Genomic DNA, 24,746 nt, shown 5'->3' with positions numbered 1-24,746 from the left:
CGCGGTGAGTCCTCGTGGCCCAGGGACGTCTTCTGCTGCGGTCGCGGTGAGTCCTCGTGGCCCAGGGACGTCTTCTGCTGCGGTCGCGGTGAGTCCTCGTGGCCCAGGGACGTCTTCTGCTGCGGTCGCGGTGAGTCCTCCTGACCCAGGGGACGTCTTCTGCTACGGTCGCGCGGAGTCCTCCTGACCCAGGGGACGTCTTCTGCTGCGGTCGCGCGGAGTCCTCCTGACCCAGGGGACGTCTTCCGCTCCGGTCACGTGGCGTCCCCCTGGCCCAGGGGACCCCTCCCGCTCCGGTCTGGCCCAGCTCACCGCTCCCGCCCCGACCGCGGTGGGAACTGTGTCGCGATCACCGCGGCCTGGATACGTCGCTCCACCCCCAGCTTGGCCAGCAGCCGCGAGATCCCGTTCTTCACCGTCTTCTCGGAGAGGTACAGCCGCTCGCCGATCTGCCGGTTGGTGAGCCCCTCGCCGATGAGGCCGAGGATGTCCCGCTCGCGCTCGGAGAGCCCGGCCAGTCGTGCGTCCTCCTCCTGGTGGGCGGCCCCCTCGCCCTGAGGGCCCCGCAGGGTGCTCATCAGCCGTGCGGTCGTCGCCGGATCGAGCATCGACTGGCCGGAGGCGACCGTGCGGACCGCCGAGATCAGATCCGAGCCCCTGATCTGCTTGAGCACATAGCCGGACGCCCCCGCCATGATCGCATCCAGCAAGGCATCGTCGTCGTCGAACGACGTGAGCATCAGACATGCCAACCCCGGTATCCGCGACCGCAGTTCACGACAGACGGTGATCCCGTCGCTGTCCGGGAGCCGGACGTCGAGGACTGCCACGTCCGGCCGCAACGCCGGTCCACGGACCAGCGCCTGCTCGCTCGTTCCGGCCTCCCCGACGACCTCCATGTCCGGTTCGGCGTCGATGAGGTCGTGCAGTCCCCGGCGGACCACCTCGTGGTCGTCGAGGAGGAACACCCTGACGGGCGGCGTGTGCGGCGCGTGCGCTGCTTCGTCCATGTCCACAGTTCCCCGGACGGTGGGCCCCGGAGGCAGGGGGCCCACGATCGATCGTCGCGTACGACGGCATACGTCGACAGGGCCGAACGGTCCCTTCATTGGGTTGCACCGCTGCCATAGGGGGAGTGCGCCGCGCGTGTCACGCCGTGCGTCGCCTCCACTCCGGTTCGGCGCGCGCCCAGTCGCGCCCCCGGCCGGAGGCGTGCGGCGACCCGGCGGCCCGTTCGCCCGTGATGTGGGCCGAACGGCCCCCGCAAGAGGCCGGTTCGCCTCTCCCGGCGTACCGCGTACGGCTGTCAGCGTCCACAGGGACCCGCACCGATTCCAGCGCCGTACGACTGAACCGCGACCGCCGTGGAACCTGAACCGCGACCGCCTTGGAACCCAAGCGCCACTCCGCGCAGCGAACGGCAGCCCTGGACCGGCTGACCGCCGAACTCCCGGAAGGCAGGAGCCATGACCCCCGGCACCCGGACCATCACCGTAGGAATCGACGGCTCGCGCGCCAGTCTGGACGCCGCCGACTGGGCCGCCCGCGAGGCCCGACGCCGCCGTCTCCCGCTGCGGCTGCTGCACGCGGGGCCGAGCCCCGTCGTGCCCGCACGGATCCCGGACGTCGACGTGCCCGCCGGGCGTACCCGCTCCGCACTCGACCGTGCCGCGATCCAACTGTCGTACGCCTACCCGGCCTTGGACATCATCGCCCGCAGCACCGACGCGCCCGCCGTCCCGACGCTGCTCGCGGCGGCCGCCGAGGCCGAGACCCTGGTGCTCGGCTCACGCGGTTTCACCGGGTTCGCCGGCTTCCCGGTCGGCTCGGTCGCCCTCGCCGTCGCGGCCCGCGCCGAACGCCCGGTCGTCGTCGTGCGCGCGGGCGAACTCCCCGAGGACGAGCGGATGCCCGCCGTCGACGGCACACCACCGAGCGCCGCCCCCTACCTACCAGTGGTCCTCGGCCTCGACCTTGACCACCCGGCCGACGACCTCATCCACTACGCCTTCGACACGGCCGCCGTCCGCTCGGCGCCGCTGCACGTGGTGCACACCTGGACGCTGCCCCCGCTGCCCGGCTACGCGCCCGGCGCGCCCGTGCCCGGCGACACGGCCGAGCGGGAGGACGGCAAGCGGCAGGTGATGACCAGCACGTTGCAGCCGTGGCGCCACAAGTTCCCCGAGACACCCGTCTCCGAGCAGGTCGTCTACGGCCACCCCGGACACCATTTGCAGAAGGCGTCCACGGGCGCCGGTCTCCTGGTCATCGGGCGCCGGGCGGGCGAGGGCCTGGGCCGCGCCGCGCGCTCGCTCGTCCACCACGCCACGTGTCCCGTGGCGGTGGTGCCGCACAACTGACGGCGGGTCCCGGGCCCGCGGAATCGCCTCAGCCGAAGCGCTCGATACGAATTCGGTCCACTGGCTGCCCTGCCTCCACCAGCAATCGCGAGGCGTGCTCCGCGAACCCGTTGGAGCCGCACACATATGCCTCCCAGCCACCGGGAGGCTGCTCGGCCAGGAGCGGTGCCACATGTGCGGCCGCCATACGTCCTACCGGCACACCGTCCGGCGCGCTGCGCGTGAAGACGGGCGTGGTCTCCGCGCCGTACTCCCGCGCGTAGATGAGCTCTTCGGGGCCGCGCGCCGAGACGAGCAGCCGCAGCGGCACGTCCAGACCCCGCGCACGGTGGTGCCGCACCATCGACATCAGCGGTACGACGCCGGAGCCGGCGCCGATGAGCAGCGCGGGCCGGTCGCCGGGCCAGGCGAAGAAGCCGCTGAGCGGGCCGCGCACCTCGACCGAGTCGCCGGGTCTGGCCACGGTGTGGAACCAGCCGGAGACCTCGCCGCCCTCGACATGGTCAAGGGTCAGCTCGATATGACCGGCGTCGTCGGGCGGTGACGCGAGGGAGTAGTGGCGCTGCGCCACATACCCGTCCTCGGCGGTCAGCCGCAGCATCAGATGCTGCCCGGGCAGATGCCCCATCCACTGCGGAACCGTGAACCGGAAGGTGGCCGCGTGCGGCGTCTCCCGGCGGATCTCGGTGAGCGTGGCCGTCTGCCACGTCCCCGCGGCGCGGTTGTTCACGGCGATCCGGCCGGGCACCGCGAAGCGCGTCGGCGGCACGAAAGCCTCGGTCGTCGTCTCTGTCACCGGAGTTGTCCCTGTCACGCGAGGTGTCACTGCCACCGGAGTCGTCGCAGTAACCGGAGTCGTCTCAGTCACCGGAGTAGCGCTGCTCTTCCCAGGGGTTGCCGCGCGCGTGATAGCCGTTCTGCTCCCAGAAGCCCGGCTCGTCGTGGTCGAGGACGGTGAGGCCCGCGATCCACTTGGCGCTCTTCCAGAAGTACAGGTGCGGCACGATCAGCCGCGCCGGGCCACCGTGTTCGGCGGGCAGTGGCTTCCCGTCGTACTCCCACACGATCCAGGCACGGCCGCCGGTGAGGTCGGCGAGCGGAAGGTTCGTGGTGTAGCCGGTGTGCGCGTACGCCACCGCGTGGGTGGCGCTCGCGTCGGGACGCACGACGTCCAGGAACGCGTCCAGGGACACGCCCCCGAAGCGCACTCCGAACTTCGACCAGCTCGTCACGCAGTGGATGTCGCCCTCGTACGCCGAAGCGGGCAGCGCGTGTGCCTCGTCCCAGTCCCAGGCGCGCGGCTCGGCCACCAGACCGTCGATCCGGAAGGTCCAGTCGGCGGGCGCCAGGTCGGGGGTGACCTCGGCGGACAGCACGGGCCAGTCGTCGCCCGCGTCGTACTGGCCCGGCGGGAGCCCGGCGTTCCGGACGCGTGGGCGTCCGGTGAAGCCTCGCGTGACGTTCATGGGGTGGTGCCTCCAGGCCGTCCGGGACGGCGGCCCGCGGATCGAGCGTGATCAGTGTTTACGCATTCAACCGTACGCGGCCGCGGACGGTGCTCCGGGCCGGGGCACCGGTCACTGCGGACGGCGGGGCCCCGATCATTGCGGACATATGAACTCTGCCTGGGCCGGGGAATAGCCGCGCCGTGATCTTCCTTGCCGCTAGTGCCGGATCCGGTGGCCCCTACAACCGGAAACGCTGGCCCTTGCGACCGGTGACAGCGAAGGAGAGTGAGGGAGCAGATGCCCAAGGCGTACGTCTTCACGCGGTACGGCGGCCCGGAGACCGAGGCCCTGGTGGAGCAGGACCGGCCGAGCCCCGGCCCCGGCCAACTCCTCGTCGCGGTGCGCGCGGCCGGCGTGAACCCCGTCGACTGGAAGCAACGCACGGGCTACCGCCGCCCCGGCGGCCCCGCGCGCGAGCTGCCCGCGGTGTTCGGCAACGAGGTCGCGGGAGTCGTCGAGGAGGTCGGCACCGACGTGACCGGCTTCGCGGCGGGGGACGAGGTCTTCGGCAACCCGGTGGCCGGCGGATATGCCGAGTACGCGCTCCTGCCCGTCACTGTCACCGCGCACAAGCCCGCCCAGCTGTCGTTCACGGATGCCGCGACCCTGCCCGTCGCGGCGGCGACCGCGTACGACGGAATCCGCCAGCTCGACCTGCCCTCCGGCACGACCGTGCTGATCAGCGGCGCGGGCGGCGGGGTGGGTGTGGCCGCCACGCAGATCGCGCGCGCCTTCGGGCAGCGCGTCGTAGGGGTCGCGAGCGACGGCAAGAAGGACTTCGTCGAGTCGCTCGGAGCCGTGCACGTCCCCTCGGGTCCCGACCTCGCGGAGCGCGTGCGCGCGGCGGCGCCGGACGGGGTGGACGCCGTGTTCGACCTCGTCGGGGGCGAGGTCCTGGAAGCCGCGGCGACGCTGCTGACCGACCGCACGAAGCTGATCACCGGCGCCGACCGGGACACTGTCGCGCGGCTCGGAGGCGTGCCCGTCGCCCGGGCCCGCACCGCCGCCGTACTCGACGAGGTGGCGAAGCTCGCGGTCGACGGAACGCTGCGACCGTTCGTGACGCGGACCTTCCCGCTCGACCGAGCCGCCGAAGCACTGCGCACCGTCGAGGACGGTCACGCACGCGGCAAGATCGTGATCGAGGTGCCCGCGTGAGCGCGCACCCGCTGGACAACCTGGGGTTGGGGGCGTCGGCCGGCTCGCGCCCGGTGGATGCTTCGGAGTTGGGTGCGTCGGCCGGCCTGCCCGCGGTGGATGCTCCGGGGCTCGGTTTGCCGCCCGGCCCGCGCCCGCTGGACCCTCCGGGGCTCGGTTTGCCGCCCGACCCCCGCCCGCTGGACCCACCGAGGCTCGGCGCACCCGTCGGCCCGCACCCGCTGGACAACCCTGCCCTCGGCTCCCTGACGGGCCCGCACGCTCGCTTCGCCGAGCGGCGCGGGCGCGTCCTGCGCTACCCCGTGGACGTATCGCCGTGGCTGGCGCTGCCGGACGAGCCGGAGGCAGACGACTGGGCGGACCTGGCAGCCCTGGTGGGCCCCGGCGGCGAGGCCCCGCTGGCCGGTTTCACCGGGCAGACTCCGGACGGCTGGGAGGTGACCTTCAGTGTGGAGGGCGTCCAGCTGGTCGACGACGGGATCGGCGCGGTCCCGGACGCGGAGGCCGTGCGGCTGGGCGCCGCCGACGTTCCCGAGATGCTTGACCTGGTCGAACGGACCAGACCCGGCCCCTTCCTGCCGCGCACCGTCGAGCTCGGCACCTATCTCGGGATACGCCGCAACGGCGCCCTGATCGCCATGGCGGGGGAGCGGCTGCACCCGCCGGGCTGGACCGAGATCAGCGCGGTCTGCACCGACCCCGGCTTCCGCGGCGAGGGCCTGGCCACCCGGCTGATCCTGGCCGTCGCCCACGGCATCCGCGAGCGCGGCGAGACCCTCTTCCTGCACACCGCGGCGGGCAACACCAACGCCATTCGCCTCTACGAATCCCTGGGCTTCCGACTGCGCCGCACCACCCGGTTCATGGCGGCGCGGGTGCCCGAACACCTGGCGGACGGGCAGACCGTGGGCGCCAGATGACGACGATGACGGCGGGCCTCGCGGGTGGAGCTCCTCAGCCCGCGGCCGCCTTTCTGACGGGCGGTTCCGATGCCGCGTTGTAGTGCACGAGATACGCGGCGAACCGTTCCAGATCCTCCTCCGGCCAGCCCTCCAGCCGCTCACGGAACGCGATACGGCGACTCTCGGTGACCTGGGCGAGGATGCGGGCGCCCGCCTCCGTCAGATGCAGCACCTGCACCCGGTGGTCCTCGGGGTCGAGCCGTCGCTCGATGAGCCCGGCCCGCTCCAGCGCGGCCACCTGACGGCTCACGGTGGACTTGTCCAGCGCGTAGTGCGAGGCCAGGTCGGTGGCGCGGCAGCCGCCGCTCTCCTCCAGATGACCGAGCAGGGTGTACGAGACCAGGGACAGCTCGGGATGCATGCGTCCCGCCGAGGCCCGGGCCCGCCGGGCGAAGGCGGTCATCTCGCGCTGAATGGTCTCGACGGCCGCCTCGACGGCCGATGCGCCGGTGACGACGGCTGACGTGCCGGTCGTGACACCGGTCTCATCGAACTCTTCGGATGCCTTCACGGGACCTCCCTCCGCTCTTTTGTTGCATAGTGCAACTTGAATTTTTGAGTTGTGTTTGCCAACCGTCTGGGTGCAGCGGAGGACAAGCTCGACGTCCGCACCGTCCCGAGCCGCACCGAGGCGGTCGACCTGCTCAAGTCCCGTGACATCACGGGCGCTTACGTGCTGAGCGCGAAGACGCCGGAGCTGGTCGTCGCCACCGCCGCGTCCGACATGGGCGCCACGGCCGTCGAGAAGGTCTTCACACCGGTCGCCGCCCAGCAGGGCGCGGCACTGAAGGTCACCGTCGTCGACCCTCCGGTCGACGACGACCCCACAGGCCAGGGCCTGTTCTTCCTGCTGATCGCGCTGAGTATCGGCTCGTACGCCTCCGTCGCATTTCGACCGCGACGGCCTGTCCGGCAACGTGGGGACGCTGGCCGCCTGGCTGGTGATCGGCCTGCTGGTCACGGCCGTCGCCGGTGCCGTCGAGCGGGCGCGCGTCCGTGGCGCCGTACGGGAAGAGCCCGTTCCCGAAGCCGAGAAGGTCCAGGAGAGGCAAGAGGAGCTGGAGGAGTCGGTCGCCGTCTGACGGTTCCTGTAGGGTGATCGTCCCGGCTGTGGACCGTCCCGGCCGAGGAGTTGGCGAGGAGGTGAGACCCATTACCGCTGTGTCAGGTCGGGTGCTCTCACCTCAAGGCAACCGGCTCACCGCCTGTAGGTGACCGCGAGAGCGCCCTTCGGATCGTCGAAAGGCTCTCGGCTTCCATGCCCCCTCTTTCTCCTGATTCCCTTTCCCTCGACTCCGTCGTCGCCGCGCTCCGCTCCGCGGGCTGTGTCTTCGCCGAGGACGAGGCGGAGTTGATCCTCTCCACCGCTCGCACGCTGGACGAGGCCGCCGCCATGGTGGACCGGCGCGTGGCGGGACTGCCCCTCGAACACGTCCTCGGCTGGGCCGAGTTCCACGGACTGCGCATCAGGGTGGAACCCGGCGTCTTCGTGCCGCGCCGCCGCACCGAGTTCCTCGTCGAACAGGCCGTCGCCCTGGCGCGGGACGCGTCCCTCGTCGTGGACCTGTGCTGCGGCTCGGGCGCGGTGGGCGCCGCCCTGGCCGCGTCCCTCGGCGGACCCGAGCTGCACGCTGCCGACATCGACCCGGCCGCGGTGCGCTGCGCCCGCCGCAACGTCGCGCCGTTCGCCGGTCGCGTCCACCAGGGCGACCTCTTCGCGGCCCTGCCCGACACCCTGTGCGGCCGCGTCGACGTCCTGGCCGCCAATGTGCCGTACGTCCCGACCGAGGAGGTGGGCCTGCTGCCCCCGGAGGCCCGCGACCACGAACCCCTGGTCGCCCTCGACGGCGGCGCGGACGGCCTCGACATCCTGCGCCGGGTCGCCGCCGAGGCCCCTCGGTGGCTGGCCCCCGGCGGCTGCCTCCTCGTCGAGACGAGCGGACACCAGGCGCCCCTGGCCGTCGAGGCCTTCGCCCGCGGCGGTCTGGTCGCCCGGCTGGCCGTCTGTGCGGAGAGGTACGCCAACGTCGTGATCGGCGTCAGGCCGTAGCCGCGCGGCCCGGCACATCCGACATGCCGCGTTCGGTCCCGGATCGTCGGGTCGCCCTGGTTCGCCAGCCACACTGTGGCTGATCGTGACGGGTGACGGAGGTGCGAACGTGAGCAGTCCCGAGGAGTTCCGTGCGTGGGACATCCGCGAGTCCGGGCCCGCCGATGCGCACAAGAAGGTGCTGCTGCTTCCCGGCGGAATGTGCGGCACGGCGTTCTACGACGACCTCATGGCCGCACCGGCGGTCGCCTCCGCGCCGGTGCGGCTGGTGGCCGCGACGGTGCCGGGCCATGCGGGCACTGCGCCCCCACGGGATCTGAGCATGGAGAACTACGCGGCGCTGGCCGGCGCGCTTGCCGCGGAGCACGGCTGCGAGGTCGTGGTCGGCCACAGCCTCGGTGCCAATGTCGCCCTGGAGATGGCGGCCGGCGGGCACTTCGCCGGCCCGCTCGTCCTGCTGTCCCCGACCTTCTCGGCGCCCGACGAGCCCAAGGCGCTCGCCGTCGCCGACCGCCTCGGACGGCTGCCCGGCATCGGGGCCCTGATCTGGTCCGCCCTGTCGAAGGTGGCGCCCCGCGCCATGGCGAGCGGCCTTCCCCCGGCCCGCCGGGCCGCGCTGGTCGCCGAGTTCAAGAAGAACGACCCGGCGTTCTGCCGCCAGGCGACCCGGCACTACTTCGACTACCTCGACCGGCATGGATCACTGGTCGCCCGGCTCCACGACTCGGGCGTACCGGCCTGGGTCGTACGCGGCGACCACGACGAGATCGGGCTGACCCACATGGAGCGCACCGCACTCGACGCGAGCCCGAACGTCACGATGGTCACCGTTCCCGACGCGGGCCACCTGGTGATGGTCGACCAGCCCGGCCCGGTCGCCGAACTCATCGCCCGGGTGGCACTCGGCTGAGTGGGCCGAGTGTGCGCTCCGTCATTGTGCAACTAGTTGCATAAAGCGTGGCCCGTCGTCTACAACAGACACACGACACCGCGCACGGAGGGCCCGATGAGCCGTTACCCGCACCTGCTGAACCCGCTCGACCTCGGCTTCACCACCCTGCCCAACCGCGTACTCATGGGCTCCATGCACGTGGGCCTGGAGGAGGCCGAGCGCGGCTTCGAGCGCATGGCGGAGTTCTACGCCACCCGCGCGCGCGGCGGCGTCGGCCTCATCGTCACCGGCGGCATCGCACCCAACGAGGCGGGACGGCCGTACGAGGGCGGTGCCAAGCTCACCACCGAGGCGGAGGCCGACCAGCACGCGGAGATCACCGCCGCGGTGCACCGCGAGGGCGGGAAGATCGCGATGCAGATCCTGCACTTCGGGCGGTATGCCTACCACCCTGACCTGGTCGCTCCGAGCGCCCTGCAGGCACCGATCAGCCCCTTCCCGCCGCACGCGCTCACCGACGCCGAGGTCGAGCAGACCATCGACGACTACGCGCGCGCCGCCCGCCTGGCGAAGCGTGCCGGGTACGACGGCGTCGAGATCATGGGCTCCGAGGGCTATCTCATCAACGAGTTCATCGCCGCCCAGACCAACCGGCGCGAGGACCGCTGGGGCGGCTCGTACGAGAACCGGATGCGTTTCCCCGTCGAGATCGTCCGGCGCGTACGTGAGGCGGTCGGCGAGGACTTCATCATCATCTACCGTCTGTCGATGCTCGACCTGGTGCCCGGCGGCTCCTCCCTCACCGAGGTCATCACGCTCGCGAAGGCCGTCGAGGCCGCCGGAGCGACGATCATCAACACCGGCATCGGCTGGCACGAGGCCCGTATCCCCACCATCGCGACCTCGGTGCCGCGCGGGGCGTACGCGTGGGTGACCAAGAAGGTCATGGGCGCCGTCTCCATCCCGCTGGTGACGACCAACCGCATCAACACCCCCGAGATCGCAGAGCAGTTGCTCGCCGAGGGCCACGCCGACATGGTGTCGCTGGCCCGCCCGATGCTCGCCGACCCCGACTTCGTCGCCAAGGCGCAAGCCGGGCGGCCCGAGGCCATCAACACCTGCATCGGCTGCAACCAGGCCTGCCTCGACCACACCTTCAGCGGCAAGATCACCTCCTGCCTGGTCAACCCGCGCGCCTGCCACGAGACGGAGCTCGTCCTCTCACCGACCCGGCTGCGCAAGCGCGTCGCCGTCGTCGGCGCCGGTCCCGCCGGACTCGCCTGCGCGGTCAACGCGGCCGAGCGCGGCCACGACGTCACCCTCTACGACGCCGCGCACGAGATCGGCGGCCAGCTCAACGTGGCCCGCAAGGTCCCCGGCAAGCAGGAGTTCGACGAGACCATCCGCTACTTCCGTACGCAGCTCGAACAGCACGGCGTGGACGTGCGGTTGAACACCCGCGTCACCGCCGGCGGACTGGACGACTACGACGAGGTGGTCGTCGCGACGGGCGTCAGCCCCCGCACCCCGGAGATCCCCGGCGTCGACCACCCCAGCGTCGTCGGCTACCTCGACGTCCTGCGCGACGGCGCCGCCGTCGGTGACCGCGTCGCGATCCTCGGCGCCGGCGGCATCGGCTTCGACGTCGCCGAGTACCTCACCGACAGCGGCGACAAAGCGAGCGAGGACCCGGCGACGTACTTCCGGAACTGGGGCGTCGACATGGACTACCGGGCGCCCGGCGGCCTCGCCGCGCCCGAGCGGCCCGCCCCGCCGCGCACCGTCCACCTCCTGCAGCGCAAGACCTCCAAGGTCGGCGCCGGACTCGGCAAGACCACCGGCTGGATCCACCGCACCGAGCTCAAACACCGGGGCGTCACCATGGTCCCCGGTGTCCAGTACGACCGGATCGACGACGCCGGGTTGCACGTCACCGTCGAGGGGCACAGCCAGGTCCTGGAGGTCGACACGATCGTGCTGTGCACCGGGCAGGAGCCGCGCCGCGACCTGTACGAGGAGCTGCTCGCCGCCGGTCGCAGCGTGCACCTCATCGGCGGCGCGGACGTGGCCGCCGAGCTGGACGCCAAGCGCGCCATCAAGCAGGGCACGGAGCTGGCGGCGGCGCTGTAGCCGGCCGATCGTCCCCCGGGACCGGGTCCCGGGGGCGTCCCTAGGATGACCCCATGTCACTCCCGCACGCGATCCTCACCGCTTTGCTCGAGAAGCCGTCGTCGGGCCTCGAACTGACCCGGCGGTTCGACAAGTCGATCGGCTACTTCTGGTCGGCGACGCATCAGCAGATCTATCGCGAGCTGGGAAAACTGGAGGCCGAGGGCTATATCCGCGCCCTGCCCTCCGAGCAGCCGGCCCGGGGGCAGAAGAAGAGCTACGAAGTCCTGCCCGCCGGTCGCGCCGAACTCGCCCGCTGGACCGCCGCCTCCCAGGACCCAAAGCCCCTGCGCGACACGATGCTGCTGCGGCTGCGCGCCTCGGCCGTCGTCGGCACCGCGGGCGTCGAGGCCGACCTGCGCCGCCATCTCGTCCTGCACCAGCGGCAGTTGGCGGAGTACGAGGAGATCCAGGAGCGCGACTTCCCGCCGGGCAAGGACACCCCCCAGGACCGCCTGCGGCACCTCGTGCTGCGCGCAGGAATCGACCTGGAGACCTTCTGGACCCAGTGGCTGACCCACGCGCTGGAGGAGTTCCAGCACGTCGGGGACGGGGACCAGGCGGCCGCACACGAATAGGCGGCCGTCCCTCCGACCGGAGTCGGGTGGACGGCCGCCGGTGTGACGAACCCCTGCATCAGAGCCGGTGGGGCTTGGACCGACGGCGCAGGAACCAGGCCGCCGCCACGGTGCCGGTGGCGACCAGCACCGCGCCGCCCACGAGGGTGACCGTGCCGTAATCCTTGACTGCTCCGCCGACACCGCCCAGGACACCGCGCGTTGGTGAGGCCGTCGCGGAGATCGTGGGGGTCGAGACGATGACGGACTGGGTGCCCGCCGTCGACCCGTTCGCGCAGACCACGATGACGGTATAGGTGCCCGGACTCACGCCCGACCAGGACGCGGACTGACTAGTGCTCGTCCCTGTCAACGAGGCTTGGCGCCCTTGGGAGAAGTTCGCCTGTCCACTGGAGAGCAACGAGGCGTTTCCAAAACTGCTGCCGTTGCTCGGACACGCGCCGGTGGTGACCGAAACGGTGGAACCGGTGGTGCTCACCGAGATTCCGGAACCGACCGCGACGGCCGATGGAGCAGCCAGGGTGAGCGGCAGCGCAGCGGCGGCGGCCACCGTCAGGCCGGAGCGGAGAAGTATCTGAGTAGTACGCATAAGACTGCCCTCCAGCGGCACGGTTGGCGGTACTTCCCATGCGCCGCCGAGGATTGGAAAGGCCCGTGCTGCCTCAGGGCGAGCCAACGTGCCCCGGGCCCGGCCCGCATGCGGACGGGGACCGGGCAGGTGACGAATTCCTTCGTCCGGCGGACTGCTGAGGGCTTGTTACGGCAGGGGGCCGTCCGTCACCAGGTGCGGCCCGCCTGCAGCAGCCGCTCCCGGACGAGTGTCACATGGGGGTTGTCCGAGGCGCCGGGTCGCTGGGTGAGATACCCGGTGTTGATCGGCGGGTCCTCGGGCGTCAGCAGGGGTACCAGGGCACCGGAGGCCAGCTCGTCGAGGCACAGATAGCGGGGGAGCACCGTGATCCCGGCGCCGGCGACGACCGCCGCGAGGACACCCCGCAGATCGGGCACCGTGATCGCGGCCTGACCGGTCAGTCGTATCCCGAAGACATGCCGCCAGTAGCGGCGGGCGATGGGCAGATCCTCGGCGTACGTCACCAGGGGCACCCCGTGCAGCGCGGCCGGCCCCTCGGCGGCCACCTTGTCCGGACCGATGCGCTCGGCCCACTCCCGGGAGGCGACGAGCACGAACTCCTCGTCCGAGAGCGGCACCGAGGTCAGCGTGCGGCCGCGCGGCCGGGTCGTGGCGATCACCAGGTCGAATCGGCCGCCGCGCAGCCCCTCCAGGAGGTCGTCGGTCAGCCCGGTGCTGATCCGCAGCCGTACGCCCTGCCGGGTCAGCGGCGCCAGCGCGGGCAGCGCCTTCGTGCACAGCAGCTCGGCCGGTCCCGCCACGTGGACGGGGTCCGGCGGCTGGTCGGCGCCGAAGCCGCCGCGGTCCGCGACCGCCGCCAGCGCGTCCAGCGGCACCGCGACCTGCGCGGCCAGCTCGTCCGCCACCGTCGTGGGCACCACACCCCGCGGCCCCCGCTCGAACAGCTCCCGCCCCAACTGCTCCTCCAGCGACCGCATCTGCGTCGTCACCGTCGGCTGGGAGAGGCCCAGCAGCCGTGCGGCCGCCGTGAACGAACCGGCCCGGTGCACCGCGAGGAAGGTGCGCAGCAGGGAGAGATCGAGAGATGCGGCGGCGGCATTGGGTTCCCTATGGGCCATACGAGTCACTCTATGGCGTGACTATCGCTGGTTGCCCGTCGTCCCCGTCGTCCCCGTCGTCACCGTGCGCTCCGCGGAGAACCCGCCCCACGTGCCGTCCGGCAGCTTCGCCCTGATCCGCACCCGGTGCGTGACCCCGGCGTCCCGGCCCACGTAGAAGCTGTACCGGGACGTGCCGCGCGGCGGGGTGCCGCCCCACACGAGCGAGGTCACCGCACGCCCGTCGAGATGGATCCGATACTCCGTGATCACCCCGTCCACCTCCGGCGCGACCCACGACAGATCGATGTAGTACGCCCTGTCCGCGCGGTGGGTCCTCGCGCGAAAGCCGGTCGGCGCCGTGCCCTGGCCGTCGTCCGCACCCGGTGCGGTGGTGAGCCGGACGGCGTCACTCCCGGGCGAGAGGTTGTCCGCCGCGTCGCGCGCCCGCACGGTGAAGGAGTAGCGGGTCCCGGGCCGCAGTCCGGTGACCACTGTCGCCGTCTGCGCGCCGCCGACGCTGTGGATCTTCGAGGCGCCCTGATAGATGTCGTACGAGGCCACGGCACGGTCGTCCGTCGACTTCTCCCAGGACAGCTGGGCCGCCCGGCTCCCCACCGCCTTGCCGTGCGGCCGGCCGGGGCGGGTGGGGGCCGTGCGATCGGCCGCGACCGCCGCCGGCGTGGTGGCGCGCACCTGCTTACTGGGCGGTCCCAGGTCCCCGGCGGCGCTCCGGGCCCGGACGGTGAAGACGTACGTGGTGGACGGTGTGAGCCTGGTGATGTCCACCATGTGCTCCGCACCGGGCACGTCCTTGACCTTTGTGGTGCCGCGAAATACCTCGTAGCGGGTGACCTGCGGATCCCCGGAAGCCAGGTTCCACATGACGTGCACGCTGGTCGCGCTGCCCGCCGCGGCGGTGACGCCAAGCGGCGCCGAGGGCAGTCGTTCACCCCGGCCGTCGTCGTGCGCGCCCCACCCGCAGGCCGCCAGCACGAGCAGAGCGGCGCCCGTCGACGCACGCGTCACGACGCGCATCGACGCGCGCATCACAGCAGGGGGAACACGTCGCACGGGCCTGCCCTCCCTCGACGGGATTGGTCTGTACCTATAAGACACGGCTGACGCGGTCACATCAAGGGGATGGGCGGCCATTGGTCGGACTGTCGTACGGGTACGTATGCTGATCCTGACGCGGCGTGAACTCGCCCTTGTCTCAGGGAAGTTCATGCCGACGGCGCGGACCGCTGTCGTCGCTGATCCCGCGCCGGCGAGGGCGGTCGAGTGGCCGGAGCCGACTGCGGCTCGAGCCACTCGACCGCACGGCGCCCACCGGAGCGCCTGCGCGCCGTCCGGCCCCCTCTCAGTGGACGCTCCGTCAGATGCGCACCAGATTTAGCCAAATGACCCTCAATATCACCCAGGAGAGGGTCACTTATCGTGCGTGTCCAGTCGCTGACGCTGGTCGCGGCCGGCGCCGCCCTGCTCGCTGCCGCACCGCTGGCGCCCGCCACCGTCGCACTGCCGAGCCGACCCGTGGCGGCGGTGAGTGAGGGAAGGGTCCGGGCCGCCGACCTGCTCGCGAAGGTGCGCGGCTGTGACCCCGTCTCGCACGGGCGCTACCGCAGCGACGAAGACGCCCGCGCCGACACCCCCGTCTGCGGCACGCGGGGCACCGTGTTCTGGAAGGCCGACAGGTTGGTCACGTACGACGCCGACGCCTTCGGGTCGTGCTTGACGAACAGGTGCACATGGTCCGGCATCACCTCCAGCGCCACGATCTCCCACCCCCGCTCGTCGGCCCTGGCGCCAATCAGTTCCGTTCCTCCAGGCGTGCCGCGACCCGGCCGCCGAGGACGCGGTACTTCGGGCACCACACCACGTGCAGCCCGAGGTCATACACGCCGCCGGAGAACCGGCGAACCTTCCTGGTCACAGCCACATACCCACCCTCCGCGCGGCGTGTGACTAACAGAGCACGGACTGTGGTCGATGTTCACAACGAGCTGCTGCGCCGCTCCGCAGCGCCGGATTCGATTCCCCCACCGGCCAAAGCCGGTGGTCCCCTCGAAAGGAATCTGATCGAGCGTGCGATGGGGAGTTCGCGCCTCAGACCTTTCGGTACGTGTACGCCTCCACGGCTGCCGCCTCCACCGCCGCGAGGTCGGCTCCCGTCGACGCCGTGACCACCGCGGCCAGCGCGCCCTCGACGAACGGCGCGTCCACCAGGCGGGTGTTGTCCGGGAGTTCGTCGCCCTCGGCGAGCAGTGCCTTCACGGTGAGGACCGCGCTGCCGAGGTCGGCGAGGACGGCGACCCCGGCCCCTCGGTCCACGGCGGCGGCCGCGGCGGCGACCAGCTCCGAGCTCGTGCCGAGTCCGCCGTCCACGGTGCCGCCCGCCGGGGCGACGGGAGCGGTCGTGCCGCCGCCCGCGAGGCCCTTCGCCAGTTCGGCCACGGAGGCGGCGACGGCCGCACTGTGCGACACGAGCACGATGCCTACAAGTTTGCCCGTGGAGTCACTCACCGGCCGCCTCCATGAGCGTCGCGATCAGGAGCGCTGAAGACGTGGCGCCAGGGTCCTGGTGCCCGATGCTGCGCTCACCCAGATAGCTCGCCCGTCCCTTGCGGGCCTGCAACGGCGTCGTCGCGACGGCGCCCTCATCCGCGGCGTCCTTCGCCGCGGCGAAGGAGTCGGAGAGCGCGTCGACCGCGGGCACCAGCGCGTCGATCATGGTCTTGTCGCCGGGCGCGGCTCCGCCCAGCGCCATCACCGCGTCGACGCCCTCGCGCAGGGCGTCCGTGAACTGCTCCTCGGACACCTCGGCGGCGTCCCCGAGCGCCTTGCCGGTGCGGCGCAGCAGGGTTCCGTACAACGGTCCCGACGCGCCGCCGACCGTCGAGATCAGCTGCCGCCCGGAGAGCATGAGGACGGCGCCGGGCGTGTCCGGCGCCTCCTTCTCCAGCGAGGCCACCACGGCGGTGAACCCGCGCTGCATGTTCTTGCCGTGGTCGGCGTCGCCGATCGGCGAGTCCAGGTCGGTGAGCCGCTGCGCCTCGCGGTCCATGGACGCGGCGGTCGCCGTCATCCAACGGCGGAAGAAATCGGCGTCGAGCACGGAATCTCCTTGCGTGTGCGGGCGTGGACTGCGTGTCGGGCGTAGCCCGTGTGTATCAGGCGGGCGAGCGGTGACTGCGTGGGTGAGCGGTGACTGCGTGAACGAGTGTTGACGGTGCGAGCAAGTGTCGACTGTGCGAGCAAGTGTTGACTGTGCGGGACGAGCTCGGCCGGTTGCCGGACCGCGGCAGTCGGTCGCCTGTTGACCGGGTTCACACGCCCCAGCGCAGGCCCGGTGTCTTCACCGGTGCGTCCCACAGCCGCAGCAGCTCCTCGTCCACCTGGCACAGCGTCACCGAGGCGCCGGCCATGTCCAGCGACGTGACGTAGTTGCCGACCAGCGTGCGCGCCACGGCGACTCCGCGTTCGACCAGCACCCGCTGCACCTCCGCGTTGAAGCCGTACAGCTCGAGGAGCGGGGTCGCGCCCATGCCGTTGACCAGGACCAGCACGGGATTGCGTGGAGCGAGGTCCTCCAGGATCGCGTGCACGGAGAAGTCGGCGATCTCCCGCGAGGTCATCATCGCGCGCCGCTCCCGGCCCGGCTCGCCGTGGATGCCGACACCCAGCTCCAGTTCCCCGGGTGGCAGGTCGAAGGTCGGGCTCCCCTTGGCCGGAGTCGTGCAGGCGCTGAGCGCGACGCCGAAACTGCGGGAGTTCTCGTTGACCTGCCGGGCCAGCGCTTGGACCCGCTCCAGTGGCGCGCCCTCCTCGGCGGCGGCGCCGGCGATCTTCTCCACGAAGAGTGTCGCGCCCGTGCCACGCCGTCCGGCCGTGTACAGGCTGTCGGTGACGGCGACGTCGTCGTTCACGAGGACCTTGGCGATCTGGATGCCCTCGTCCTCGGCGAGCTCGGCCGCCATGTCGAAGTTGAGCACGTCACCCGTGTAGTTCTTCACGATGAACAGCACGCCCGCGCCGCTGTCCACGGCGGCCGCGGCCCGCACCATCTGGTCCGGCACCGGAGACGTGAACACCTCTCCAGGACAGGCCGCCGACAGCATTCCGGGACCCACGAAACCGCCGTGCAGCGGCTCGTGTCCCGACCCGCCGCCGGAGACGAGGCCCACCTTTCCGGCCACCGGGGCGTCCCGCCGTACGATCACCCGGTTCTCGACATCCACCGTCAGCTCCGGATGCGCGGCCGCCAAGCCCCGCAGCGCGTCCGCGACCACCGTTTCCGCCACGTTGATGAGCATCTTCATGGAAACCTCCCGGTGAGATAAACAGGTAGGGCTCTTGTTTGACCTGGTCAGACGGGCTGCGGCCAGTTATGGATCTTGGCGCTTCTTCGTGGTCCGAGGCGGGGTCCGGTGGGGCTGACGCTGACTTATCGGCGACCTTCCTGATGGTGTGTCAGGTGCTGGTTGGCTGTAGCGGGCGGGGCTTTGGGGCTTTGGGCTCTGGGCTCAGTATCAACGGAAGCCAGTTCAGGGTCACGAACCTCGGCACGGTCGATCGGCTGGGGTCGACCCCAGCTGCTGCTGCGCTCGCCGGAATGTGCACGTGTGCTGCGGTCGCCTGTACGCGCCGGAGTCCACCATGGCCAAGGGCCCTGCGGTGTGCCACCGCTGTCAATATTGGCATGCGGTCTGTGAGGATGGCGGATCATGTGGTAGGCGCCTTCAGGTGCGGTCCGCCCGGCTTGACCGCTGGGTTTGACCGCTGGGACCAGCGGCTGAAGGGTCTTTCATTCCGGATCGGCCAGGCCCGGCGAGGCGCACGCAGCCTGCTCAGCCCGGCCTCCGAAGGTGCGCAGTCGCCTGTGTCCCACCAGCCGCTGCCCGCGATCACTCCGGCGCCGGCGATGGCGTACACCAGAGCGGTGTACCAGGCGAGTGCCAGTGCCGCGGCCCTGGCCGGTGCGGCCGAGACGTGAGCGGCTGTCAGTGCCCACGAGTGTCCGGGGTCGAACGGGGCCGGCTCGCCGGACTGCTGCGGCGCCGTCCAGACGCCGGGGTGCAGCAGCCCGTGCACGATCAGGAACGCTGCCACCAGCACGACGGTCATGACGGCTGCTCCGGACCGGTCGGTTCGATGCCGCCCATGTCCAGCCGGAACGGCGGGTACGTGTCCATCGTCAGAGCGGTGTAGGCGGCGACCCGCAGCACCCAGCGGTCGAGGATCAGGTCGAACAGGCTCTTCGGGTACTTCTCGGTGAACGCCATGATCACGGCTGCGATGACCACCAGCACCAGGCCGCGGGAGAGTCGTTCGGGGTAGGCGATGTCCAGCCGCGTCGGGTTCCTCACTCAGGCTGAACGGCGGATAACGGTCAGTGCCGAGGGTGCCGTACGAGTACTAGGCGACCCGCCCAACTCCAGCGCAGGACACCAAGATTGAAGTCGAACAGGCGGCGTGGACAGCGCTCGGTGAACAGGGATGGCGAAGAACACGATCACGCTCACCACGGTGAAGGCGATCCAGGGGAAGAACAGCACCACGTAGTGGGGAATGACCAGGATCCACTTCACCAGCCACAGCCAATCTCCAGGGTGGTCATGGAGCGGGCTCCGCCACATGGGCCGTGCGGGTCCGTCCGGGAGGTGATCCGGCCCAGCTGCGCACCGGTCTGCATGCAGCGGACCAGTACGTGCTCGCCGGAGCGCGGGACGACCGCGGACCACCCGAGAGTCCGGTCGGTGCGGTCCCGCAGGGGCCTCGGCCGCGTCGGGTTCGCCATGGGCGAGAGTCGGGGTCGCCATGGACGAGATACGTGGTGTGCGGCGCGGGGGCCCCGCGTAGCCACTGGAGAATCTGTGCGGCGTCGGCATGGGCGGAGACGTGCGGCGCGTCGGCGATCTTCGCGCGGACCGGCACGTACTCGCTGAACATCTTGAGTGCCCGGGCGCCGTCGACCCGGTCCCGGGCGCGCGTGCCCTGCGCCCGGCTCCGTCGAGCTCAGGAGCCAGATCCCCATCATCGAGCGGCTCTGCCGGAGCGCTGACGGCGTGGTCTCGGTCTCCGAGCACGTCGCATACCGGGTCGACGACGCCCGGCCCACCGGCACGTGAAACATCCGGGACCCCCGTTTGGGCAGTCCCGACGGCATTGGTGGGGGCGGGTTCGGGGGGCTCCGGGCACCCGCGAATTCCAGGCTGCTTCCGCCCCGTCGTTCACGTGGGCCAGCCGACGACCGGGTGAGGGCTCGGCCCGGACGCGCCCATGCCCTCGATGTCGCGCTTCGCGGTGTTGACCAACTGCTGGGCGAGGTCGTTCATGGCCCTGCCCGCAGCCAGTTCGTCACCGATCTCCGGCACGTCCCTGTCCGCCGGATTACAGTGCGCGACCCCGTGACCGGTGAGCTGCGTGGTTCCGGTATCCAGTACCACACGTGCCTTCGTCGTTCCCTCGTCCTCGAACAGGTAGAGGCGAATGTTCCATTCCACGGTGTGCGGCATCGCCTTTCTCCTCACCTTGCTGCGGACCTGTGTGATCCGGATGTGGTGCGTTCTGGGCTCCAGGGCCGGGTGATCGTGGCCTGCGTCTGCTCCTCGATGCGGCGTCGGACCCGGTGGGCGGGCGCGCTCAGCTGCTCGGAGGGCCCTGCACGAGGCGTGACGGGCGACCGGATCCGGCGGGCTGCCTGCGGCAACCCGGCGAGGTCGGCCGCGAATCTCTTCCGGCACTCGCCGAGCGTCGGCTTCTTGCCGGTGCGCTGCCCGTTTCGCATCACCATCTCCAGCAACGGCCTGCCACCGTCGGGTGGCTGTTCGTCGGCAAGACCGATGACGTCGGCGTAGTCGGGCCGGCGGAACACCTGCTTGGGCCGGGTGCCGTCCCCTTCGCCGCCGACAGCTTCATCACCGGTCGGCCGTCGTATTCCACCATCTTGCAGGCCGAGTCCAAGTATGGTTCGTCGGCCGAGACTCCGACGCGGGTGCCGACCGCGTGGATGCGGATCGGCGCTCCGGAGCGGACCAGTTCGTCCACGGCGTACTTGTCCAGACTGCCGCTGGCGGCTCACGGATGCCGCTCTGCGGGGTCGCTCAGAGCGTCGTCGGTTACGACACTTCCGGGCGGACGATCACGACGGGGCAGCTCGCGTGCAGCGCGACATGCTGACTGACGGAGCCCAACAAGGCACGGGCGAAACCGCCCCGTCCTCGGCTGCCGACCACCAGTGCCTCAGCCCCCTCGGCCGCCCTGAGAAGCACGTCGACGGGGTTGCCGCGCACCAGAAGTGCTGTGACCGACGCCGCTCGCTCGACGCCGAGGACATCCCTCAGTTCTTGAGTCATCCCTTGCCGGGCGTTCTCCTCGTCGAAGTCGGTGTCCACGGCCGGACCCGACCAACCGAGGGCCCCCGGCAGTTCCCACGAGGCCACGGCCTCCACGCTGCCACCGATGAGGTCGGCGTACCGGACGGCCCAGCGCAGTGCCGCGTGGGAGTCCGGCGACCCGTCGACGCCCACTACGACCCGCGACCCCGAGGCTTCCCTGTCCATCTGTCTCACCTCTCCTGTGGCACTGTCGGCGGCCAGGCACATCCGCCGCGTCTCCATCCACGCTGCGCGACTCGTTGGCGCCCCGCCAGACGAGGGCGGCCGAGGGCATGGCTCGGATGGTGTCTGGTGGCTGTCCAAGGCGCTGCGGAACAGGTCGCGGCCGTGGCCATTACCGGCTCGGCGTTCCACTCGCCCGGCATGTACCGCCACGCAGTACGCCCACCCAAGGCCGCCGGGATACGGACGGGCCTGCGGCGTTCATGGCCGACGGGCTCCGGCGGGCGGTAGCCGACGCGACCGTGGCGAGCGATGATGCCGCTGTCGGATGAGGCCGCACGCCGCGCCCCGTGGGCCGATAGCCCCTTGGCGCTCGGCAACGAACCGGAAGACCGGAGAAGGCGAGCCTCCTGACCGGCGTCTGGAGGCAGCCGCGAGTGGGCACCGCATGAGCCCCGCAGCGTCACAAGGGCACTCATGCGCCGCTGCTGGAGCGGCCCCGCACCGAACGTCGTCGGCCGTCGCCCCGCACTTCCGACGAACAGGCGCCCCCTGCTCCATTAGCGGACTCGCCCTCGCGTCGATCATGAGAGGGGGCACCACGCGAACGGGACGCGTGGCCCCGGAAGGCCCCGCACGTCGACCGTCATGTGGCCGAGGGCGCCCCGGAGTGGAGCCGGACGACGACTTCCGCCGTGAGCTATCGCCTTCTCCCGCCACAAAGTGGGGCCCTCGGTTGCTCCCCGGGAAATCGCCTTCGACCGGAATCTGCCGCACACCAGGAGCGGCAAGGTTATGCGGCGACGGTTGTGGGCGCGCGAACTCGGCCTGCCCGAAGGCGACATCTCGACCCTCGACACACCGGGGCCCCGGCGCCGTCGTTCCCGCCCGGTGCGGCGGACGCCACCGCGCACCACGTGACCTCGGCGCACCCGTCATGAGCACCACCCACAGGAAACCGGCCAAGGCATCCCGCCCCGGCACGCACCAGGACGCCGGGGCCAAGCATCATCGTGACCTCATGGCCTTCCGGGTGGACGGCGCACAGGCCCGGGCGCGCAAGTTCCGTACGCCGTCTGGCGCTTCAGGCACGTGCCGCGGCTCAGGCGCCTTCGGCGAGTGAGGAGAGGGCCGCGTCCAGCCGGCGTGTGGCCTCCTCGGCGACCGGGCGCAGTGCGTCCAGCTCGGTGAGCGTGACCTTAGCGCCGGGGGCGAGGGCCTGTACGGCGGTACGGTCGCCGGCCGTGGGTACGACGACGTTGCACGGCAGCGGCAGGCCGAGGTTGCGGTCGCGCGGTGGGCCAGCGACGGGTTGCAGGCGCCGAGGATCACGTAGTCCTCCATGTCCGACTAGCGCAGCGGAACAGCGAACGCCTCGGTATCGGTGATCCGCGTCGGTGCACCCCCGTCGGTCACCGCGGAGAGGGCTTCGAGCAGGCCCGGGTGCACGTCGAAGGCCTGGCCGAGATGCGTGCGGCGCAGCAAGCACAGGATGCGCGGGCTGCTGGTCACCAGCCGCAGTCGGCCTCCCTGGTTCAGGGCGCGGGTCCGGGCCCGGCACAGGAGGGCCAGGCCGCGGCAGTCGATGAAGGTCACGCCGCGCAGGTCCAGTACCAGTTCGGGCTGCGGAGCGGTGGTCAGGACGTCCAGGCGCGCGGAGATGGGCGCCGCGGTCAGGATGTCGATCTCGCCGTACAGCTCCACGACGACGGCCCTGCCGACGGCACGTTCGCGCAGGAGGGGCGCGGACTGGATCTGGGTCTTGGACATGTGCCACAGCGAAGCCGGACGGCGGGATGAGCGGAAGGGCCGATTGGTCCCTTTGAGGCGCCGTATGGGCACTGCCGACTGCCGTGGCGCAGCTGACGCGGATGACGAGCCGGTTTTCCGCGGCGTGGCCACCATGGCCGTGTCCGTCTGAGGTCGCCCGGCCCCGCCCGGCGGGGCGATAGGGGCCAAGCGGCCCATGCGAGTGGCTTCTGTCCCGGTCAGGATGGAAATGCGGAACCGTTCCGGTCGGAAGGAAGAGGGATCGTCATGAAAGGACTCGTCTTTCACGGCCCCGGACACTCGGCGTGGGAGGACGTCCCGGACCCCGATGTGGAGGACACCACCGACGTGATCGTCCGCGTCGACACCGTCACGATCTGCGGTACGGACCTGCACATCCTCAAGGGCGACGTGCCGGAGGTACGCCCCGGCACGATCCTCGGTCACGAGGCCGTCGGCGAGGTCGTCGAGATCGGGAGCGATGTGCGTACCGTCAGTCCCGGTGACCGGGTGCTGGTCTCGTGCATCACGGCGTGCGGCCGCTGCCGCTTCTGCCGCGAGGGCGCGTACGGTCAGTGCCGCGGCGGCGGAGGCTGGATCCTGGGCCACCTGATCGACGGCACGCAGGCCGAATTCGTGCGCGTGCCCCACGCTGACCTGTCCGTGCACCCACTATCGGGCTCGTTGGACAGCAAGGACGCCGTCCTGCTCGCCGACATCTTCCCCACCGCCTACGAGGTGGGCGTGCTCAACGGTCGGGTACGGCCCGGGGACACCGTCGCCGTCGTCGGAGCCGGCCCCATCGGGCTCGCAACGATCGCCACGGCGCAGCTCTACTCGCCCGAGAGGATCATCGCCGTGGACCTCGCCCCGGCCCGGCTGGACGCGGCCAAGGGCCTCGGAGCCGACGCCGTGGCCATCGCGGGCGAAGAGGCCGAGACGCTGGTCGCGGACCTCACCGGCGGACTCGGAGCCGACGTGGTCGTCGAAGCGGTAGGGGTCCCGGAGAGCTTCGAGACGTGCACGCGGATGGTGCGGCCCGGCGGGCACGTGGCCAACGTCGGCGTGCACGGCAAGCCCGCCGCGCTGCACCTCGAGGACCTGTGGATCAAGAACGTGACGATCACGACCGGACTGGTCGACACCTCCTCCACCCCCACCCTGCTGCGCATGATGGCCGCCGGCCGCCTGCCCGCGTCGTCCCTGGTCACCCACGCCTTCCCGATGAACCTGATGGAGGAGGCGTACGACGTCTTCTCCCGGGCCGCCGACACCGGCGCGCTCAAGGTCGTACTCGGCGGGCAGCCGCACGACACCGTGGCCATCAAGGCGGCCGACCAAGGGAAGTGAACGACCATGTCCGAGCAGACACCGTCAACCGGGGCGGCCGCACCGCTGTCCCCGCACAGCGACATCGGCAGGCGCATCAGGCGGCGACGCGAGGAACTGGGCCTCACCATGAAGGAAACGGCCGCGCGGGCGGGCACCGCACCCGGATACATCCAGTACCTGGAGGAACAGCCCACCGCCGCGCCGGGCATCGGCCTTCTCATCAGGCTGGCCGATGCCTTGGAGACCACGGTCGCGGCCCTGCGCGGAGGCGACGCCGACCTGCCGCCCGGCATCGGCCGGGCGGCCCTCCACCCCCAGTGGGAGGAGCTGAGCACCGAGGAATGCCGGGCGAGGCTGTCGACACACGGTGTGGGACGGCTCGCGCTGTCCACGGCCGAGGGGCCGGTCGTCGTCCCGGTCAACTACAGCGTCATCGACGACGCGGTCGTCTTCCGCACCACACCCGACACGACGCCCGCGGCAGCCGTCGGAACCCAGGTCGCCTTCGAGGTCGACCACATCGACGACGCGCTCAGCCAGGGCTGGAGCGTTCTCCTGCGCGGCCACGCACACGAGGTGACGGACCCCGATGCGGTTCGTCGGCTGGAGGAGCGGGCGTACAGCGGCCCTTGGGTGGGCGGCGAGCGCAACCTCTGGGTGCGCATCGATCTCGACAGCATCACCGGGCGCGAGATCACCGTGAGTTGATCCCACAC

At 71.2% G+C, this 24,746-nt stretch carries 27 protein-coding genes and 6 pseudogenes; 12 read left to right on the top strand and 21 right to left on the bottom strand.

Features of this window, described 5'->3' with window-relative positions; all coding sequences use genetic code 11:
- Nucleotides 1–308: 308 nt before the first annotated feature.
- Nucleotides 309–1,010 carry a response regulator gene (locus tag ACFY0T_RS29370; protein WP_388876769.1) on the bottom strand — a complete coding sequence of 234 codons (702 nt, stop codon included), beginning with the start codon at nucleotides 1,008–1,010 and terminating at the stop codon, nucleotides 309–311.
- A gap of 456 nt (nucleotides 1,011–1,466) precedes the next feature.
- Here ACFY0T_RS29370 and ACFY0T_RS29365 point away from each other — a divergent pair, with 456 nt between their 5' ends.
- Nucleotides 1,467–2,360: a universal stress protein gene (locus ACFY0T_RS29365; RefSeq protein WP_388876766.1), complete on the top strand. Its 894-nt coding sequence runs from the start codon at nucleotides 1,467–1,469 to the stop codon at nucleotides 2,358–2,360.
- A 28-nt stretch (nucleotides 2,361–2,388) separates the two neighbouring features.
- Here the strand turns inward: ACFY0T_RS29365 and ACFY0T_RS29360 are convergent, their stop codons facing one another.
- Both ACFY0T_RS29360 and ACFY0T_RS29355 read right to left on the bottom strand, forming a co-directional pair.
- Nucleotides 2,389–3,156, bottom strand: coding sequence for a ferredoxin reductase (locus ACFY0T_RS29360; protein ID WP_388876763.1), 768 nt, complete (start codon nucleotides 3,154–3,156; stop codon nucleotides 2,389–2,391).
- Nucleotides 3,157–3,220: 64 nt separating this feature from the next.
- The gene (locus ACFY0T_RS29355) at nucleotides 3,221–3,826 is read right to left on the bottom strand and encodes a sulfite oxidase-like oxidoreductase (RefSeq protein ID WP_388876761.1); all 606 of its coding nucleotides are present in this window, start codon (nucleotides 3,824–3,826) and stop codon (nucleotides 3,221–3,223) included.
- 279 nt (nucleotides 3,827–4,105) lie between these two features.
- On the opposite strand from ACFY0T_RS29355, the gene ACFY0T_RS29350 reads away from it, so the two are divergent.
- Both ACFY0T_RS29350 and ACFY0T_RS29345 read left to right on the top strand, forming a co-directional pair.
- On the top strand, nucleotides 4,106–5,026 hold the full coding sequence (locus ACFY0T_RS29350) for an NADP-dependent oxidoreductase (RefSeq protein ID WP_388876758.1): 921 nt from the start codon (nucleotides 4,106–4,108) through the stop codon (nucleotides 5,024–5,026).
- A gap of 179 nt (nucleotides 5,027–5,205) precedes the next feature.
- Complete coding sequence (locus tag ACFY0T_RS29345) at nucleotides 5,206–5,946, top strand: GNAT family N-acetyltransferase (protein ID WP_388876850.1); 741 nt, start codon at nucleotides 5,206–5,208, stop codon at nucleotides 5,944–5,946.
- Between the two features lie 34 nt (nucleotides 5,947–5,980).
- Here the strand turns inward: ACFY0T_RS29345 and ACFY0T_RS29340 are convergent, their stop codons facing one another.
- A complete protein-coding gene (locus tag ACFY0T_RS29340) occupies nucleotides 5,981–6,391 on the bottom strand; it encodes a MarR family winged helix-turn-helix transcriptional regulator (protein WP_388876847.1) in 411 nt (136 codons plus the stop codon).
- Nucleotides 6,392–6,574: 183 nt separating this feature from the next.
- Between ACFY0T_RS29340 and ACFY0T_RS29335 the strand changes: the two are divergent.
- From ACFY0T_RS29335 to ACFY0T_RS29310, 6 genes and pseudogenes are all read left to right on the top strand, one after another.
- Nucleotides 6,575–6,877: pseudogene (locus ACFY0T_RS29335) on the top strand (hypothetical protein); the annotation flags it as partial.
- 28 nt (nucleotides 6,878–6,905) lie between these two features.
- Complete coding sequence (locus ACFY0T_RS29330) at nucleotides 6,906–7,070, top strand: hypothetical protein (RefSeq protein WP_388876866.1); 165 nt, start codon at nucleotides 6,906–6,908, stop codon at nucleotides 7,068–7,070.
- 176 nt (nucleotides 7,071–7,246) lie between these two features.
- The gene (locus ACFY0T_RS29325) at nucleotides 7,247–8,038 is read left to right on the top strand and encodes a putative protein N(5)-glutamine methyltransferase (RefSeq protein WP_388876755.1); all 792 of its coding nucleotides are present in this window, start codon (nucleotides 7,247–7,249) and stop codon (nucleotides 8,036–8,038) included.
- A 109-nt stretch (nucleotides 8,039–8,147) separates the two neighbouring features.
- Nucleotides 8,148–8,948 (top strand): alpha/beta fold hydrolase, encoded by an 801-nt coding sequence (locus tag ACFY0T_RS29320; protein ID WP_388876752.1) that lies wholly within the window; start codon nucleotides 8,148–8,150, stop codon nucleotides 8,946–8,948.
- Nucleotides 8,949–9,044: 96 nt separating this feature from the next.
- On the top strand, nucleotides 9,045–11,060 hold the full coding sequence (locus ACFY0T_RS29315) for an FAD-dependent oxidoreductase (RefSeq protein ID WP_388876749.1): 2,016 nt from the start codon (nucleotides 9,045–9,047) through the stop codon (nucleotides 11,058–11,060).
- A gap of 53 nt (nucleotides 11,061–11,113) precedes the next feature.
- Nucleotides 11,114–11,677 carry a PadR family transcriptional regulator gene (locus ACFY0T_RS29310; RefSeq protein ID WP_388876746.1) on the top strand — a complete coding sequence of 188 codons (564 nt, stop codon included), beginning with the start codon at nucleotides 11,114–11,116 and terminating at the stop codon, nucleotides 11,675–11,677.
- Between the two features lie 58 nt (nucleotides 11,678–11,735).
- Here the strand turns inward: ACFY0T_RS29310 and ACFY0T_RS29305 are convergent, their stop codons facing one another.
- The 12 genes and pseudogenes from ACFY0T_RS29305 to ACFY0T_RS29250 all read right to left on the bottom strand — a co-directional run.
- On the bottom strand, nucleotides 11,736–12,266 hold the full coding sequence (locus ACFY0T_RS29305; protein WP_388876744.1) for a hypothetical protein: 531 nt from the start codon (nucleotides 12,264–12,266) through the stop codon (nucleotides 11,736–11,738).
- Nucleotides 12,267–12,454: 188 nt separating this feature from the next.
- The gene (locus ACFY0T_RS29300) at nucleotides 12,455–13,387 is read right to left on the bottom strand and encodes a LysR family transcriptional regulator (protein WP_388876742.1); all 933 of its coding nucleotides are present in this window, start codon (nucleotides 13,385–13,387) and stop codon (nucleotides 12,455–12,457) included.
- 21 nt (nucleotides 13,388–13,408) lie between these two features.
- Complete coding sequence (locus ACFY0T_RS29295; RefSeq protein ID WP_388876739.1) at nucleotides 13,409–14,440, bottom strand: fibronectin type III domain-containing protein; 1,032 nt, start codon at nucleotides 14,438–14,440, stop codon at nucleotides 13,409–13,411.
- A 545-nt stretch (nucleotides 14,441–14,985) separates the two neighbouring features.
- A complete protein-coding gene (locus ACFY0T_RS29290; RefSeq protein ID WP_388876736.1) occupies nucleotides 14,986–15,144 on the bottom strand; it encodes a hypothetical protein in 159 nt (52 codons plus the stop codon).
- Between the two features lie 35 nt (nucleotides 15,145–15,179).
- A complete protein-coding gene (locus ACFY0T_RS29285; RefSeq protein ID WP_388876733.1) occupies nucleotides 15,180–15,302 on the bottom strand; it encodes a hypothetical protein in 123 nt (40 codons plus the stop codon).
- A gap of 173 nt (nucleotides 15,303–15,475) precedes the next feature.
- Nucleotides 15,476–15,892 (bottom strand): PTS-dependent dihydroxyacetone kinase phosphotransferase subunit DhaM, encoded by a 417-nt coding sequence (locus tag ACFY0T_RS29280; protein ID WP_388876730.1) that lies wholly within the window; start codon nucleotides 15,890–15,892, stop codon nucleotides 15,476–15,478.
- Entirely contained in the window at nucleotides 15,885–16,484 is a 600-nt protein-coding gene (dhaL, locus tag ACFY0T_RS29275) for a dihydroxyacetone kinase subunit DhaL (RefSeq protein ID WP_388876727.1), read from the bottom strand. The genes ACFY0T_RS29280 and dhaL overlap by 8 nt, the downstream gene beginning before the upstream one ends.
- A gap of 211 nt (nucleotides 16,485–16,695) precedes the next feature.
- Nucleotides 16,696–17,688 carry a dihydroxyacetone kinase subunit DhaK gene (gene dhaK, locus ACFY0T_RS29270; RefSeq protein WP_388876724.1) on the bottom strand — a complete coding sequence of 331 codons (993 nt, stop codon included), beginning with the start codon at nucleotides 17,686–17,688 and terminating at the stop codon, nucleotides 16,696–16,698.
- 403 nt (nucleotides 17,689–18,091) lie between these two features.
- Entirely contained in the window at nucleotides 18,092–18,493 is a 402-nt protein-coding gene (locus tag ACFY0T_RS29265) for a hypothetical protein (protein ID WP_388876721.1), read from the bottom strand.
- Nucleotides 18,490–19,005: pseudogene (locus ACFY0T_RS29260) on the bottom strand (DUF4389 domain-containing protein). The gene ACFY0T_RS29265 and the pseudogene ACFY0T_RS29260 overlap by 4 nt, the downstream one beginning before the upstream one ends.
- On the bottom strand, nucleotides 18,954–19,166 hold the full coding sequence (locus tag ACFY0T_RS29255; protein WP_388876863.1) for a hypothetical protein: 213 nt from the start codon (nucleotides 19,164–19,166) through the stop codon (nucleotides 18,954–18,956). Before ACFY0T_RS29255 ends, ACFY0T_RS29260 begins: the two are co-directional and overlap by 52 nt.
- 65 nt (nucleotides 19,167–19,231) lie before the next feature.
- Nucleotides 19,232–19,318, bottom strand: a pseudogene (locus ACFY0T_RS29250) (MBL fold metallo-hydrolase RNA specificity domain-containing protein); the annotation flags it as partial.
- Between the two features lie 53 nt (nucleotides 19,319–19,371).
- Between ACFY0T_RS29250 and ACFY0T_RS29245 the strand changes: the two are divergent.
- Nucleotides 19,372–19,497 (top strand): annotated as a pseudogene (locus ACFY0T_RS29245) (inosine-5'-monophosphate dehydrogenase); the annotation flags it as partial.
- A 102-nt stretch (nucleotides 19,498–19,599) separates the two neighbouring features.
- Here the strand turns inward: ACFY0T_RS29245 and ACFY0T_RS29240 are convergent.
- The 5 genes and pseudogenes from ACFY0T_RS29240 to ACFY0T_RS29220 form a co-directional block, all read right to left on the bottom strand.
- The gene (locus ACFY0T_RS29240; RefSeq protein ID WP_388876719.1) at nucleotides 19,600–19,884 is read right to left on the bottom strand and encodes a DUF1876 domain-containing protein; all 285 of its coding nucleotides are present in this window, start codon (nucleotides 19,882–19,884) and stop codon (nucleotides 19,600–19,602) included.
- A gap of 11 nt (nucleotides 19,885–19,895) precedes the next feature.
- Nucleotides 19,896–20,443, bottom strand: a pseudogene (locus ACFY0T_RS29235) (nicotinate phosphoribosyltransferase); the annotation flags it as partial.
- Between the two features lie 44 nt (nucleotides 20,444–20,487).
- Entirely contained in the window at nucleotides 20,488–20,931 is a 444-nt protein-coding gene (locus tag ACFY0T_RS29230; protein WP_388876716.1) for a universal stress protein, read from the bottom strand.
- 1,099 nt (nucleotides 20,932–22,030) lie between these two features.
- A pseudogene (locus ACFY0T_RS29225) lies at nucleotides 22,031–22,275 on the bottom strand (DUF302 domain-containing protein); the annotation flags it as partial.
- A 3-nt stretch (nucleotides 22,276–22,278) separates the two neighbouring features.
- On the bottom strand, nucleotides 22,279–22,698 hold the full coding sequence (locus ACFY0T_RS29220; RefSeq protein ID WP_388876714.1) for an STAS domain-containing protein: 420 nt from the start codon (nucleotides 22,696–22,698) through the stop codon (nucleotides 22,279–22,281).
- A 267-nt stretch (nucleotides 22,699–22,965) separates the two neighbouring features.
- On the opposite strand from ACFY0T_RS29220, the gene ACFY0T_RS29215 reads away from it, so the two are divergent.
- Nucleotides 22,966–24,048 (top strand): zinc-dependent alcohol dehydrogenase family protein, encoded by a 1,083-nt coding sequence (locus tag ACFY0T_RS29215; RefSeq protein WP_388876712.1) that lies wholly within the window; start codon nucleotides 22,966–22,968, stop codon nucleotides 24,046–24,048.
- 6 nt (nucleotides 24,049–24,054) lie between these two features.
- Nucleotides 24,055–24,738, top strand: a complete 684-nt coding sequence (locus ACFY0T_RS29210) for a helix-turn-helix domain-containing protein (RefSeq protein WP_388876709.1) — start codon at nucleotides 24,055–24,057, stop codon at nucleotides 24,736–24,738.
- Nucleotides 24,739–24,746: the final 8 nt, after the last annotated feature.

Source organism: Streptomyces sp. NPDC001530, assembly GCF_042894545.1.
In the GTDB taxonomy this organism is placed as follows: domain Bacteria; phylum Actinomycetota; class Actinomycetes; order Streptomycetales; family Streptomycetaceae; genus Streptomyces.
This window is presented reverse-complemented; position numbering and strand designations above follow the sequence as displayed.